The organism is Sinorhizobium numidicum (assembly GCF_029892045.1).
Taxonomy (GTDB): domain Bacteria; phylum Pseudomonadota; class Alphaproteobacteria; order Rhizobiales; family Rhizobiaceae; genus Sinorhizobium; species Sinorhizobium numidicum.
In genome coordinates, this window is sequence record NZ_CP120368.1 from 543598 (window position 1) to 557832 (window position 14235).

Annotated in this window: 9 protein-coding genes and 1 pseudogene; 5 read left to right on the top strand and 5 right to left on the bottom strand. The window is 62.9% G+C overall.

Annotation, left to right across the window (positions count from 1 at the left end; genetic code table 11):
• Positions 1-20: 20 nt before the first annotated feature.
• Both PYH37_RS13705 and PYH37_RS13710 read right to left on the bottom strand, forming a co-directional pair.
• Positions 21-1229 carry an acetyl-CoA C-acetyltransferase gene (locus PYH37_RS13705; RefSeq protein WP_280735483.1) on the bottom strand — a complete coding sequence of 403 codons (1209 nt, stop codon included), beginning with the start codon at positions 1227-1229 and terminating at the stop codon, positions 21-23.
• 109 nt (positions 1230-1338) lie between these two features.
• Positions 1339-3135 carry an acyl-CoA dehydrogenase C-terminal domain-containing protein gene (locus PYH37_RS13710; RefSeq protein ID WP_280735484.1) on the bottom strand — a complete coding sequence of 599 codons (1797 nt, stop codon included), beginning with the start codon at positions 3133-3135 and terminating at the stop codon, positions 1339-1341.
• Between the two features lie 425 nt (positions 3136-3560).
• On the opposite strand from PYH37_RS13710, the gene PYH37_RS13715 reads away from it, so the two are divergent.
• From PYH37_RS13715 to PYH37_RS13730, 4 genes are all read left to right on the top strand, one after another.
• A complete protein-coding gene (locus PYH37_RS13715) occupies positions 3561-7268 on the top strand; it encodes a peptidoglycan-binding protein (protein WP_280735485.1) in 3708 nt (1235 codons plus the stop codon).
• Positions 7269-7888: 620 nt separating this feature from the next.
• Positions 7889-8815: a sulfite exporter TauE/SafE family protein gene (locus PYH37_RS13720; RefSeq protein ID WP_280735486.1), complete on the top strand. Its 927-nt coding sequence runs from the start codon at positions 7889-7891 to the stop codon at positions 8813-8815.
• Positions 8815-9615, top strand: a complete 801-nt coding sequence (locus PYH37_RS13725; RefSeq protein WP_280735487.1) for a TIGR02186 family protein — start codon at positions 8815-8817, stop codon at positions 9613-9615. Before PYH37_RS13720 ends, PYH37_RS13725 begins: the two co-directional genes overlap by 1 nt.
• Before the next feature lie 192 nt (positions 9616-9807).
• Positions 9808-10044 (top strand): Lrp/AsnC ligand binding domain-containing protein, encoded by a 237-nt coding sequence (locus tag PYH37_RS13730; protein ID WP_053248765.1) that lies wholly within the window; start codon positions 9808-9810, stop codon positions 10042-10044.
• Positions 10045-10066: 22 nt separating this feature from the next.
• On the opposite strand, the gene pdeM is transcribed toward PYH37_RS13730, so the two are convergent.
• Positions 10067-10792 carry a ligase-associated DNA damage response endonuclease PdeM gene (gene pdeM, locus PYH37_RS13735; protein ID WP_280735488.1) on the bottom strand — a complete coding sequence of 242 codons (726 nt, stop codon included), beginning with the start codon at positions 10790-10792 and terminating at the stop codon, positions 10067-10069.
• A gap of 7 nt (positions 10793-10799) precedes the next feature.
• Positions 10800-13352, bottom strand: coding sequence for a ligase-associated DNA damage response DEXH box helicase (locus PYH37_RS13740; protein ID WP_280735489.1), 2553 nt, complete (start codon positions 13350-13352; stop codon positions 10800-10802).
• 52 nt (positions 13353-13404) lie between these two features.
• Between PYH37_RS13740 and PYH37_RS13745 the strand changes: the two are divergent.
• Positions 13405-13555: pseudogene (locus PYH37_RS13745) on the top strand (carboxymuconolactone decarboxylase family protein); the annotation flags it as partial.
• Between the two features lie 5 nt (positions 13556-13560).
• Here PYH37_RS13745 and PYH37_RS13750 read toward each other — a convergent pair.
• Complete coding sequence (locus PYH37_RS13750) at positions 13561-14196, bottom strand: YitT family protein (protein WP_280735490.1); 636 nt, start codon at positions 14194-14196, stop codon at positions 13561-13563.
• Positions 14197-14235: the final 39 nt, after the last annotated feature.

Here is a 14235-nt window from a genome sequence, read left to right on the forward strand (position 1 = left end):
TTCTCTCTCCCCGGATCGGATCAGACGCGTTCGATGATGGTGGCCGTGCCCATGCCGGCGCCGATGCAGAGCGTGACCAGCGCGGTATTGAGATCTCGGCGCTCCAGCTCATCGAGCACGGTGCCGAGGATCATCGCGCCGGTTGCGCCGAGCGGATGGCCCATGGCGATCGCGCCGCCGTTGACGTTGATCTGGTCGTGCGGAATGTCGAAGACCTGCATATAGCGCAGCACGACGGCGGCGAAGGCCTCGTTGAGTTCGAAGAGATCGATGTCGGAAAGCTTCATGTCGGCGCGCTTCAGGAGCTTCTCGGTGACGTCGACCGGGCCCGTCAGCATCAGCGCAGGATCCGAGCCGATGTTGGCGAAGGCACGGATGCGGGCGCGCGGCTTGAGGCCCATTGATTCGCCGCCCGCCTTGGAGCCGAGCAGGACTGCGGCGGCGCCATCGACGATGCCGGATGAATTGCCGGCATGGTGGACGTAGTTGATACGCTCGATCTCCGGATGCGCCTGGATCGCGACGGCTTCGAAACCGCCCATCTCGCCAGGCATCTGGAAGGACGGATTGAGAGAGGCAAGCGCCTGCATGTCGGTGCCGGGGCGCATATGCTCGTCGCGGTCGAGGATCGTCAGGCCGTTCTGGTCCTTGACCGGCACGACGGAGTTGTTGAAGTAGCCTTTTTCCCAGGCATTGGCTGCCCGCTTCTGGCTTTCCACCGCATAGGCATCAACGTCGTCGCGTGAGAAGCCGTATTTGGTCGCGATCAGATCGGCGGATACGCCCTGCGGCATGAAATAGGCCGGCAGGTTGACGGAGGGATCCATGAACCAGGCGCCGCCGGACATGCCTAGCCCGACGCGCGACATCGACTCCACCCCGCCGGCGATCACGATATCGTCCGCCCCTTGGGCGATCTTGGCCGCGCCGAAATTGACGGCGTCAAGGCCGGAGGCGCAGAAACGGGAAATCTGCATGCCCGGCGCCCGGGTCGAATAACGCGCCTCAAATGCGGCCGCCTTCGGGATCACCGCGCCCGCATCCATGACCGGATCCACGCAGCCCATGATGATGTCGTCGACGGTCGACGTGTCGAGCCCGTTGCGGTCGCGTACGGCTTCGAGCATCTTGGAGGCAAGCCGGACGGAGGGCACCTCGTGCAGCGCGCCATCCTTCTTGCCACGGCCGCGCGGCGTCCGCACGTGGTCGTAAACGAAGACTTTCGTCATCTCTCATCTCCCTTTCGGCGGCGCGTTTGGCGCCCGCATGTTATCAATTGGAGCCGGATACGGGCGGAAAACCGCTTCACACGTTTCCTCATGTAGCTCCAGCCTGAAATCAGAACGCGCCCGCGTCCGGCGCCATCAGTGTATCGGCGCCTGTTTCAATGCGGGCCCTGCGCAACGCCGTTTCCGGCATGATGCGTTCCATGAAGAACGTTGCCGTGGTCAGCTTGTTCTTCAGATAGTCCGCGCGCGCGGTTTCGCCAGCGGCAAGCTTCTCCTGCGCCGTTTTCGCCATCCTCGCCCACATATAGCCGAGCACGACAAGGCCGAAGAGGTGCATGTAGTCGGTCGAGCCGGCGCCGGCATTGTCGGGCTTGGCCATCGCATTCTGCATGAACCACATGGTCGCCGCCTGCAGGTCGTTGAGCCCCTTCTTCAGCGCCTTGGTGTAGCTCGAAAGCCTTTCGTCGTTGCGGTTCTCCTCACAAAAATCGCCGACCTCTTTGAAGAGGGCCATCACGGCACGGCCGCCATTCATCGCCAGCTTGCGGCCGACGAGATCGAGCGCCTGGATGCCATTGGCGCCCTCGTAGATCATGGCGATGCGGGCGTCGCGCACATACTGGCTCATGCCGTGTTCTTCTATGTAGCCGTGGCCGCCGAACACCTGTTGCGCCATGACCGCATGCTCCAAGCCCTTGTCGGTCATCACGCCCTTGAGGATCGGCGTCATTAGGCTGAGGATATCGTCTGCCGCCTGCCGCTCCTCTTCGTTGTCGGAGCGGTGAGCGATATCGGATTTCAGCGCCGTCCACAGCGTGAAGGCGCGGCCGGCCTCGTTGAAGGCCTTGATGGTCATCAGCGTGCGGCGCACGTCCGGATGAACGATGATCGGGTCGGCCTTTTTGTCCGGTGCCTTGGGCCCGGAAAGCGACCGGCCCTGGATGCGCTCGCGGGCGTAGTTGGCGGCATTCTGGTAGGCGACTTCGGCGATCGAAAGCCCCTGCATGCCGACGGCGAGGCGCGCCTCGTTCATCATGACGAACATGGCGTTGAGGCCCTTGTTCTCGGTACCAATCAGATAACCGGTCGCCTCATCGTAATTCATGACGCAAGTCGAGTTGCCATGAATGCCCATCTTGCGTTCGATCGCGCCGCAGGAGACGTTGTTGCGCTCGGCCGGTTCGCCGCTGGCGTCGAGCTTGAACTTCGGGACAATGAAGAGCGAAATCCCCTTGACCCCTTCGGGAGCGCCCTCGATCCGCGCAAGCACCAGATGGATGATGTTCTCCGCCATGTCGTGTTCGCCGGCGGAGATGAAAATCTTCTGGCCGGAGATCTTATAGGAGCCGTCGCCGTTCGGCACGGCCTTGCTGCGAAGCAGGCCGAGGTCGGTTCCGCAATGGGGCTCCGTCAGGTTCATCGTCCCGGTCCAGGTGCCTTCTACCAGCTTCGGCAGGTATGTGCGCTTCTGCTCCTCGGAACCGTGCACGAGGATCGCCGCGATCGCCCCCTGCGTCAGGCCGGGATACATCATCAGCGACATGTTGGCCGAAGACATATATTCGGCGACGGCGGTATGAAGCGTATAGGGCAGGCCCTGGCCGCCGAACTCCTCCGGTGCGGCAAGGCCCAGCCAGCCACCTTCGCAGTAGAGATCATAGGCTTCCTTGAATCCCTTCGGTACGCTGACCGAGCCGTCGTCGTGGCGCCGGCAGCCTTGCTGGTCGCCGGAAAGATTGATTGGGAAGAGAACCTCCTCGGCGAGCTTTGCGGCTTCGCTGATGATCGCCTCCAGCATGTCCGGTGTCGTGTCCGCAAAGCCCGTCAGGTTGTGGTAGCGCTCGATGCCGAGCACGTCGTTGAGGATGAACAGGGTATCGTTTACCGGTGCCTTGTAGATGGGCATTCTTTCCTCGCCTTCATGTTCCCTCAGGGCGGCGCCGCGCGTCTCGCCCGTTCCGATCGTTTTCGAGCGTGCACCGCAGCGGCGGGGTGTCGCATCGTCGGAGGATGCTATAGAATTTTGACGTTTGCGTAAACGTCAAAAATTATGCGACAAAAAGTTTTGGGACCAAAGTCCGCCTGCGGAAATCTGTGGCGGCCGTGGCGGCCGGCGAGCTCGATCCCGACAAATCCTTAAAAAAGCGAAGCCGATTAACCGCATGTTTACCACGTTTAATGAATTGTGCGCTTTGAGATGGTCAAAGCTGCAACCGAGTCCTGTCTTCGCGTTGTTACAGCTTTGCCCGCGTCGGCTGTGCCACTGAGCTGAGGAAGGCCGTTTCTTCCAGTGGCAGCGCCGATGATGGTCACGACAGAGGCGAAGAGACAATGAACGGATCGCGATCCAATCCTCCGCGCATGGGTAACCCGTCCTACGGCGACAGGTCGTCGCTCGATGCCCTGAACCGTACCATCGAAGGGCTGGAAGCGCGTATCGAGGGGCTGATGAATGGAACAGGGCGCGAACCAGGCCAGACGGGGCGCGAGCGCCCCGCCACCAACGATGCCGTATCCGAAATCATCCAACGCCAGCGGGCATTAAACGCAACGCGCGAGCGGCTGCCGCTGCGCGAAAGGACTTCTGAGCGCGAACGCGACCGTCTCGCACCCGGTCGCCTTACGGAGGACAGTCGGCTCCAGCCGTCCGCTGCCGCGCCGGTGCGCTCTTCGGCGGCAGGCGATATCGCCGAGGCTCTCGTGGGTCTGAGGCAGGAGCTGAAGCGTGACATCAGCGACGGACTTGTCCGTGAGATGAGTGCGCTACGATCAGAAATCCGCGGAATCAAGGCCGAAGCCCGGGATCACGGCTTCGCCGAGGACATCCGGGGCGACATGCAGCGGCTTGCCGAGAGCATCCATCAGCTTAGCCGGCAGGCCTCGCCGGCTCAGACCGATGCGCTCCGGGTCGAATTCGACGACCTCCGGGCGATGATCGACGGGCTGGCGCGCGAAGACAGCATGCGTCGGATGGAGAACCGGTGGAACGGCGTCGAGGATCGCCTGAACGCCTTCGACCAGAACCGTGATGACGAACTGGTCGCGCTTGCCTACAGGCTTGACGAAATCAAGTCGCAGATCGGAGCGCTGAACAAGGATTCGGCCATCGATGCGCTGCAAGACAAACTCGTCGTCGTCGCTCAGGCGATTGAAACGCTCGGTCGTCAGATGCAGCCGGATGACCGGCGTCTGGTCTCGCAGTTCGCCGATCTTGACGCGCGGCTCAATGAGATCAGCCGGGCGATCGCCGTCGGCAGCCGCAACGCGCCCGGCATCGACAACTCCTTCGTCGGCCGCCTTGAAAGCCGTCTCAGCGATCTCTCGCACCAGATCGAGACGCTCTCCCGAACGGGCGAGACCGGCGTCGGCGCGCGGCTCGAGGCGCTGACCGCCCGTGTGGAAGACCTTGCGAGCGAGAACGCGGCCGCCCGCCTTGAAGAGCGCCTCGACCAACTCTCCCTGCTGCTCGAACGCAGCCAGAAGAGCGCGCAACCGGAGTTGACCGGCTATCTCGCCGACATTTCCCGAAAGATCGAGGCTCTGGATCAGGGCAGTGTCAACGATGCCTTGGCGGAACGGCTCGACTACCTCGCGCGCCGTATCGATGAGCTGGACGTGCAGGCGGGGCCGGTCGTCACGGACACGCGTTTCGAGCGCCTGGAGGACCGCCTTGCCGATATCGCGCATCGTCTGGAAGAGACGCACGCCGCTCCCTTCGATGATCGCGAGGCTCTGCGCAACCTCGAAGCGCAAATCGGTAGCCTCTCGACCCTCATAAGCCAGTCGCACCAGGAGACTGCGGGCATACCTGCGGATTTCGAGAACCGCATGAGCGTGCTCGAAGACTATCTGGCGACCAGCGACGAATATATCATCGAAGCCGCCCGCCAGGCCGCAGAGGCCGTGATGGAGGCCTATTCCAGGAACGTCGTGCAGCAGACGCCTGGAAGCGCCGACATGGCGGCGATTTCGGCCCTTGCCGAGGATCTGCGGGCATTGGAGGACCTCAGCCGCTCGAGCGATGAACGAACGGCTCGGACTTTCGAAGCCCTGCACGAAACACTGGTTCACATTGCTGAAAAGCTGGAACGGCTCGAGGAGAGGGAGCCGGATGTTGCCCCGCGGCATGATCGGGAATCCCTGCGCGACGTTCCGATGCCAAGAGCCGAGCAACCTGAATTCAACGATCCGTTCACCGACGCCGATGTCGACGACCGCTATGGCGATCTGGAGCGAAATGTGCGGGCGCTGCAGGCGGAAGACAAGGCGGCGGTTGCGGCTGCGCCGGCTTCCTCCGCCATCGCCGAGGCGATCGCTCCCGTGGCGGTTTCAACGGTCGACAATGGCGAGTTGCGGGCGCCCGCGGTAAAGACCGGTCTGCTTCTCGGTCTGACCCGCCGGTTCGCTGCGAAACGTAACGAGACGGCACCCGTGCAGGTGCGACAGATGGTCGAACCGGCCCCCTCGCTCGATCCGTCCGAAACGCTCGCACCGGAAGAGGCCAATCAGTTGCTCGAGCCCGGCTCCGGCGTGCCGGACGTCAAGAAGATTCTCGAGCGGGTTCGCGCCGGGCAGATGAACCGCGCCGGCCAGCAGACCGCCGAGACCGACAAGGCGGACTTCATCGCGGCCGCGCGTCGCGCGGCGCAAATGGCGATCGAGGAAGCCGACACGCTGAACCGTGTCCAGAACGGCAGCGTGCCGTCCGTCGTCGGCGGCGCCTTTGCCCGTCATCGCCGCCCGATCCTGATGGCAGTCGGTGCCGTCCTCCTGGCAATCATGTCCTATCCGCTCGTCAGCACGTTGCTGAAGGACACGGACGTATCCGACGCTCGCCCTGTCGCGATGATCGAACAGCAGGCGGGCATGGAGATTGCCGAACCGAAGGTCGCCGACGACCGCCTGGCGAACGCAGCACCCGTTGTTCCCGCTGAAGCGCTTGTTGCGGAGCCGAAGACAGTGGCTCCACCCGATGCGGTGGAAACGCCTCCAGGCGCGGCGCCAACGCGCGCGGCTCAGACGGCCAACAACGACACCATGGCGAGGACGGGCAGCCCTGGCCAGGCGCCTCTACTGCAGCCGACAGCCGAACAGAAGCAGACGAGCCCGGCCCCTGCTCTGGAGGCGCTGCCGGAAGATGCCGCCAAGGCAGGCACTTCCGAGGTGCCCGCGAAACCCGGCGAAGTCGTTTTGCCGGAGGGTTTTGGTCCTCCCGCGCTGGTCACGGCCGCCAAGGGTGGCGATCCCCTTGCTTTCTACGAGATCGGCGCGCGCTTCACTGAAGGGCGCGGCGTCAAGGAAGACTTTGCGGAAGCGGCCAAATGGTACCAGCGCGCCGCCGATGCCGGCGTGGTGCCGGCCGAATACCGGCTCGCCAATCTCTACGAGAAGGGATCCGGTGTCCCGCGGGATGCGGTCAGGGCCAAGGCCCTGTACCTGAAGGCCGCGGCGGCCGGCAATGCCAGCGCGACCCACAATCTTGCGGTCATGCTCGCCAGCGGCCGCGACGGCGCTCCGGATTTCGCAGAGGCGGCAAAGTGGTTCGAAAAGGCTGCGAACCTCGGTGTCCGCGACAGCCAGTTCAATCTCGCGGTGCTCTATGCTCGAGGCAACGGCGTCACCCAGAATCTGGAAGAGTCCTACAAGTGGTTTGCGATCGCCGCCCGTGATGGCGACAAGGATGCAGCCGAAAAGCGTGACGAAATTGCCAAGGCGTTGAAACCCGAACAGCTTTCGAGCGCCAAGGCAAAGGTTGATGCCTGGAAGATACTGCCCGCCGATGCCAAGGCGAACACGATCGACGTCCCGGATGCCTGGGTCGGCCCGCCGACCAAGACCGCGTCGGTCGATATGACAAAGGCCGTGCGCAACATCCAAGCTATCCTCAATAACAACGGCTTCGACGCCGGCAAGCCCGACGGGCACATGGGCAAGAAGACGATTGCCGCGATCAAAGCCTTCCAGAAATCGGTTGGGCAGGAGCCGACCGGAGAGCTCACCGACGAACTCGTGCGGGAATTGTTGAAGCGCAATTCCTAGGCCGCATTCAGAAAGTCGGCTTCGAGCCGGGCATGTCCTCCGCCTCACGTTGACCCGCAGACCAGATCCAAAGCGAGACCGCTGCGCCGCGGCAATAAAGCCGCAGATCGGCGCGACACGGGTGTCGATCGGCCGAAAAATCGGGCCATGTGTCTGAAAAGGTTGACAGCTCCGGCTTGAGAGCGCATGACGAAATACCGTTTTTTCCTCCTCGCGAGGAGAGCGATCTGCCAGTATATCCACCGGAGCATCGTGCTTCCACGCGGAAACGCTGAAAGCGGAGGGATGCTCTGGATCTGCTGCATCATTCCTTAAGTCGGAACCGGCTTAGGCCAAAATCATGCAGCAATTCAAAGCGCTACAGCGATTTTGCGCGTCTGAATGGACGCGCGGCGCTGTAGAGTCCGGAGCATCCTCTTGCGTGTTCATCGAATGTGCAGGGGAGCGCTCGATCGTGGTGAATCACTTGCCACCTGAAGCATCGCGCCGCACGCCGCCACGGGCGCTGAGGGTGGCGAATATATGAAACGTTGCACAATTCCTAAATCGAATCCGAGTAGGACTTGTGAAGTTGCAGTTTCCGCCCGCTGAGCGGGCCGTTGGCGTATCGAGGTTCGGCCGTGACGATCTATCTGCCCATAGCAGAGTTGTCGGTGAACATACTCATCATTCTCGGCATGGGCGCCGCCGTCGGCTTTCTGTCCGGCATGTTCGGCGTCGGCGGCGGCTTCCTGATCACGCCGCTGTTGATCTTCTACAACATTCCGCCGGTGGTCGCCGTCGCCACCGGCGCCAACCAGGTCGTCGCCTCGTCGATTTCCGGGGCGATCACCCATTTCCGCCGCGGCACGATCGACATCAAGCTCGGAACGGTGCTGCTGTGCGGCGGCCTCGTCGGCGCCACCTTCGGCGTCTGGCTGTTTTCGCTGCTGCGCCGCGTCGGCCAGCTCGACCTGGTGATTTCGCTGCTTTATGTCGTGCTGCTCGGTTCCGTCGGCGGCCTGATGCTCTGGGAGAGCATCGGCGCCATGCGCAAGGCCGCCAAACAGCAGCCGACGCGGCTGCGCCGGCCCGGCCAGCACAACTGGATCCATGGCCTGCCGCTGAAGATGCGCTTCAAGAAGTCGAAGATCTATCTGAGCGTCATTCCGGTCGCCACCCTCGGTTTCTGCATCGGCATCTTGACCTCGATCATGGGGGTCGGCGGCGGCTTCATCATGGTGCCGGCGATGATCTATCTGCTGCGCATCCCGACCGGCGTCGTCGTCGGCACCTCGCTGTTCCAGATCGTCTTCGTCTCCGCCTATACGGTGATCGTCCAGGCCTCGACCAACTATACCGTCGATATCGTGCTCGCCTTCGTGCTGATGATCGCCGGCGTCATCGGCGCGCAATACGGCGTGCGCGTCGGCCAGCGGCTGCGCGGCGAGCAGTTGCGGGCGCTGCTGGCGCTGCTCGTGCTGGCCGTCGGCATCCGCCTGGCGATCGAACTGATCATTCCGCCGAAGGATGTCTATTCGGTCGTCTCAGCGGGGTTCGGCTTCTGATGCTGTCGCGCGTTCGCTTCTCCCTGCTTGCTGTCGTTCTGGCGGTCGCCGCACCGGCGGCGGCACAGCAGCAGCAGGAGGTTTCGGCGTTCAGCGAAAAGCTGGAGATCGGCATCTCGACGGACGAGATCGCCATCACCTCCGATTTCCGCGGCGCCGACCTGACGATCTTCGGCGCCGTCGACGGCTTCGACGCCAATCTTCTCGCCCAGGGCAAATACAACATCATCGTCACCCTCGAGGGGCCGAAGGACAATGCGACGGTGCGCAAGAAGCAGCGCGTCTTCGGCATCTGGGTCAACACCAGCTCGATGACCTTCGAACTGGTGCCGGAATCCTATTCGCTGTCGAGCACGCGCGACATCGAGACGATCGCGCCGCCGGGCGAGATGGGCAATATGGGCATCGGCGTCGACCACATGCGGCTGGTGCCGTTGGGCTTCGTCGGCGACGGCAGCAATCTCGGCGAGTTCCGCAACGCCTTCCGCCGCATCCGCGAGACGAGCGGCGTCTATCAGCGCGATCCCGGCGGCGTGCAATTCATCAGTTCGAGCCTGTTCAAGGCGTCGGTGCGGCTGCCGGCCAATGTGCCGAACGGCGTCCATGTCGTGCGCGCCTATCTCTTCCGCGACGGCGTCTTCGTCGCCGCCAAGGCGCTGCCGCTGCGGGTGGTCAAGACCGGCCTCGAACAGGCGATCACCCAAGCGGCGCATCAGCAGCCGCTGATCTACGGCCTGCTCGCGGTGATGCTGGCGGTGATCACCGGCTGGGGCGCCAGCCTGCTCTTCCGCAAGGAATAGAGGAGATAACCGAGCGAGATCCAGCAAACAGGTGAGAGCCAGGAGAAAGCCTCGCCGCATTTCCTTTTTCCTGGTTGCGGTTTAAGGAAGAGCAAAGAAAAGCATCGCCGTGAGCCTACGCTCTGGGGATGCAGACGTCTGGGTGGCCGTGCGTCAAAACGCCGTGGCCGTCAAAGAAGCAGAGGAAGCTCCATGAAACCGATTTTCGTCCAGCTGCAGTGCGCTCCCGGCAAGACCTACGAGGTGGCCGACGAGATCTACCGCAAGGAGATCGTCTCGGAGATGTATTCGACGAGCGGAGACTACGATCTTCTGCTGAAGATCTATATCGAGGAAGGCCAGGACATCGGCAAGTTCATCAACGACAATATCGCTACCGTGCCGGGTATTTCCCGCTCGCTCACTACCCTTACCTTCAACGCCTTCTGACGGGGTGGCGCTTTAGCGACCTCTATCTGAGGAGATTGGCGAAGCGCACCGAATAGATCCGGTCTCGGCCGAGCATATGAGCGACGAGCTGCTGTCGGTCGAAAAGACCGCTCATTGCGCCATGGGTGAGGTCGAGCCCTCCCGTTGTGACGCCGAAAGCAGGCATCAGCAGACGCTTCCCGTCCGTGGCGAAGCAGGCGCGTCGGACCGATCTTTCCCGCCGCCTGACGGTTGCCGACGGGTGCAGGTGGCCGGCGATTTCGCCAAAGCCATCGACCTTGGAGGGCTCGTGCCGGAAAACGAGACCGGCATGGCGAAGCTCGTCCGTGGAAGTGCCCGGCAGTCCCCATGCGCCATCGGGATCGTGATTGCCGTTGATCCAGATCCACTCACGGCCGCGAGCCATGGCCGCAATCATCTGGCGGAAGGTCTCCGGCATCTTCGCCGATCCGGTACGGTCATGGAAATTGTCGCCGAGAGTGATCATCACGCGGGGACCGTGGCGAGAGATCGCTGCTTCGAGAACACGCAACGTTGCGAGCGTGTCATAGGGAGGCAGCATCATCCCGCGGCGGGCAAAGGCGGAGCCTTTCTCGAGATGAAGGTCGGAAACGACCAGCGTTCCGGTTTCGGGGAGATAGAGGCCGCCGAGCGGATCGCAGATGCCGCCAACGCCGTTGATCGTGATGCGCGCCTGGAGAAGCGGCTTCGCCGTCGGGTCGGGTATCGCATGAACGAGCCGATGCATTCTACGGTTATCTCTCGATGTCGGGGCTGCCGCCCATCGCTTCGTTGATCAGATCGTCGGCGGCTTCCGTCAGCAGGAAGTCATGTGCCTCTCCCTGAACCGCTTCGCGCCCGATCTCCAGCATGACCGGGACTGCGAGCGGCGAGATGTGATCGAGCCGGCGGTGGGTGATGTGCCCCTTGATTCGCTTCAGCATAGCCCCGAGGCGTCCGATGTCCAAAAGCCCTGTGGCCGCGTCGTGGCGAGTCGCCTCCAGCAGGATATGGTCCGGCTCGTGCGCCCGCAATACGTCGTAAATGAGATCGGCAGAAACGGTGATCTGCCGGCCGGTCTTCTCCTTGCCCGGGTGGCGCTGATCGATGAGGCCGGCGATGACGGCGCAGTTGCGGAAGGCGCGTTTCAAGAGAAAGGACTCGTTCAGCCACGCCTCCAGGTCATCGCCAAGCATGTCCTCGTCGAAGAGCTGCGCGAGCGAGGGCGCCGCCGCTCGGAACGCCGCACCCATATCGTCAAGCCCCCAGACCGCAAGTGAATAGTCGGTGGCGACGAAGCCGAGCGGCTTCAGTCCGGCGCGGTCGAGCCGGCGTGTCAGCAGCATGCCGAGCGTCTGATGGGCGAGCCTTCCCTCGAAAGCATAGATCACCATGTAATGGCGGCTGCCGCGCGGGAATGTTTCGATCAACAGTTCGTCCTCGCGTGGCAAGATCGATACATCCCGCTGCAGGGCAAGCCAGTCGCGCACCTGATCGGGCAGTGCGGCGCGGTGATCCGGATCGGCGAGCATCTTTCTAACCTGGGCGGCGAGATAGGTCGAAAGCGGAAACTTGCCGCCCGCATAGCTCGGCACTTTCGGATCGAAGGAAAAAGCTTGGGAGACGAGACACTCGTTTTCGCGAATGCCCTCGAAGCGCAGGACCTTGCCGGAGAAGAGGAATGTGTCGCCCGGCGACAGCATTTCGAGGAAATATTCCTCTACCTTGCCGAGCGACATGCCGCCGCGACCGAGGGAGCCGCGCGCGTTTCGCTTGACCATGCGCACGTTCAGCATCGGCGATTCGACGATCGTGCCGACGTTGAGGCGATATTGCTGCGCGACCATCCGGTTCGACACCCGCCAGAGCCCGTCCTGCGTCTTGCGAATGCGGGCGTAGCGCTCATAGGTGCGAAGCGCATAACCTCCGGTGGCGACGAGGTCGACCACGCGTTCGAACGTTTCCCAGGAAAGACCGGTATAGGGTGCGGCGCTGATGATCTCTTCATAGAGCGCGACCGCATCGAAGGGTTTGGCGCAGGCCGAGCCAAGCACGTGCTGCGCCAGCACGTCGAGCGCGCCCTTGCCGACCGGCGGCGTATCCTGTGCGCCGATGTAGTTGGCGTCGAGCGCCGCCTGGCATTCCATCACTTCGAAGCGGTTGGCCGGAACGAGGATTGCACGGCTCGGCTCGTCCATGCGGTGGTTGGCACGGCCGATGCGTTGGGCGAGCCGGCTGGCACCTTTCGGGGCGCCGACATGGACGACCAGATCGACGTCGCCCCAGTCAATGCCGAGGTCGAGCGTCGAGGTCGCAACGACGGCGCGCAGCCGGTTTTCCGACATCGCCGCTTCAACCCTGCGGCGCTGGGCGACATCGAGCGAGCCGTGATGGAGCGCGATCGGCAAGTTGTCGTCATTGATCGTCCAGAGTTCCCGGAACAGCATCTCCGCCTGACTGCGCGTGTTGACGAAGAGCAGCGTCGTGCCGCGATCCCTGATCGCGGCGTAGATGTCGCCGATCGCATAGCGGGCCGAATGGCCGGCCCAGGGCACATGCTGGTCGGTGCGCAGGATGGAAATCTCCGGCTTGGCGCCGCCGGACACGGTGATCAGCCCGGCATGGTGGTCGCTTTCCGCAGCTTGCGCCACCAGCCAGCGCTGCAGATCCATCGGATCGGCGACAGTCGCCGAGAGGCCGATCGCCTGCAGGCCGGGAGCAAGCCTGCGCAGCCGCGCGAGACCGAGCGAGAGCAGGTGCCCGCGCTTCGAAGTCACCAGCGAGTGCAATTCGTCAAGTACGACGTAGCGCAGGTCCTTGAAGAAGCGCTCCGCCTCGCCATCGGCAATAAGCAGTGCGAGCTGCTCGGGCGTCGTCAAAAGGATATCGGGTGGGCTCAGCTTCTGCCGCTGCCTTTTGCCCGGCGGCGTATCGCCCGTGCGGTTCTCGATCCTGACCGGCAGCCCCATCTCCGCCACCGGCTTCGTCAGATTCCGCTCGATGTCGACGGCAAGCGCCTTCAGCGGCGATATGTAGAGCGTGTGGATGCCCATGAAGGGCGAGCCGGGCGGGACCTCGCCGCGTCGCGTGAGATCGACAAGCGAAGGCAGAAATCCGGCAAGCGTCTTGCCCGCGCCGGTCGGGGCGATCAGCAGAGTGCTTTCTCTCGCCTCCGCGCGCGACAAGAGTTCGAGCTGATGGGCGCGTGGACGCCAGCCCTTTTCGGCAAACCACCGGAGAAAGGGCGCAGGCAACGTCAAGGCGTCGCTTTCTGGCAATGAGGAATCGATCCTGTTCACGGGGAACAAAGGTAGATCAAACGCGACAAAAGAGAAGCCTGCGCGTCTCGCCGCGGCAGGGCCCGACGATGCTTATGAAACGCTGAAGGCACATTTCACCGGAGAGGAAATGACCAAGATCACCGTTGCGATCGGTACCATCAACGTGTGGAACCGGCTTTGCGTCGGTTTCCGCGCTGTTTCCGATCGATGTTCCTGCTAAAGCGGCATAATCACGTCAGAGCGCAACGTAACGGTCGGCGCGGTGGTTTATCGCCACGAAAAGGTTGAGGACGACCGCGCCGAGCACCGACCAGAGGACGGTCGACGGCGTCGTTACTGCGAATGCAACGGCCAGAACGGCCATGTCGATCGCGAGTTGCACCAGCCCGGCGCGGACGCCGAAGCGCTCTTGCAGGTAGATGCCTAGGATGCCGACGCCGCCGAGGCTGGCGCGGTGGCGATAGAGGGCGAGGAGCCCGTATCCGAGAAGCAGACCGCCGATAAGCGCAGCCCAGCCGGGGTGTATCTCCCCGATCTGGAAGAGGCGCGATTGTGCGTCGGCCAAGAACGAGGTGAGTGCAATGGCGATGAAGGTCTTGATCGTGAAAGCCCGGCCGAGCCGCTTCAAAGACAGATAGAAGAAGGGCAGATTGAGAAGAAAAAAGGTAAGGCCGAAGTTCACGCCTGTCGCATAATGCAAAAGAAAGGCAACGCCCGCGGTGCTGCCGGTCAGAAGCCCCGCGCTCGCGAGGAAATAGAGGCCGAGCGCGGCGACTAAGCTACCGGAAAAGATACCCTGCACGTCCTCAAGCAGCGTGTGCCGGGTTGGGCTGGTGTTCCAGAGACCGAAAACGCTGCTGATCTGTGCCATGACAGGGACCCCGATTGTGGTGCGCATAAGCATTGCTGC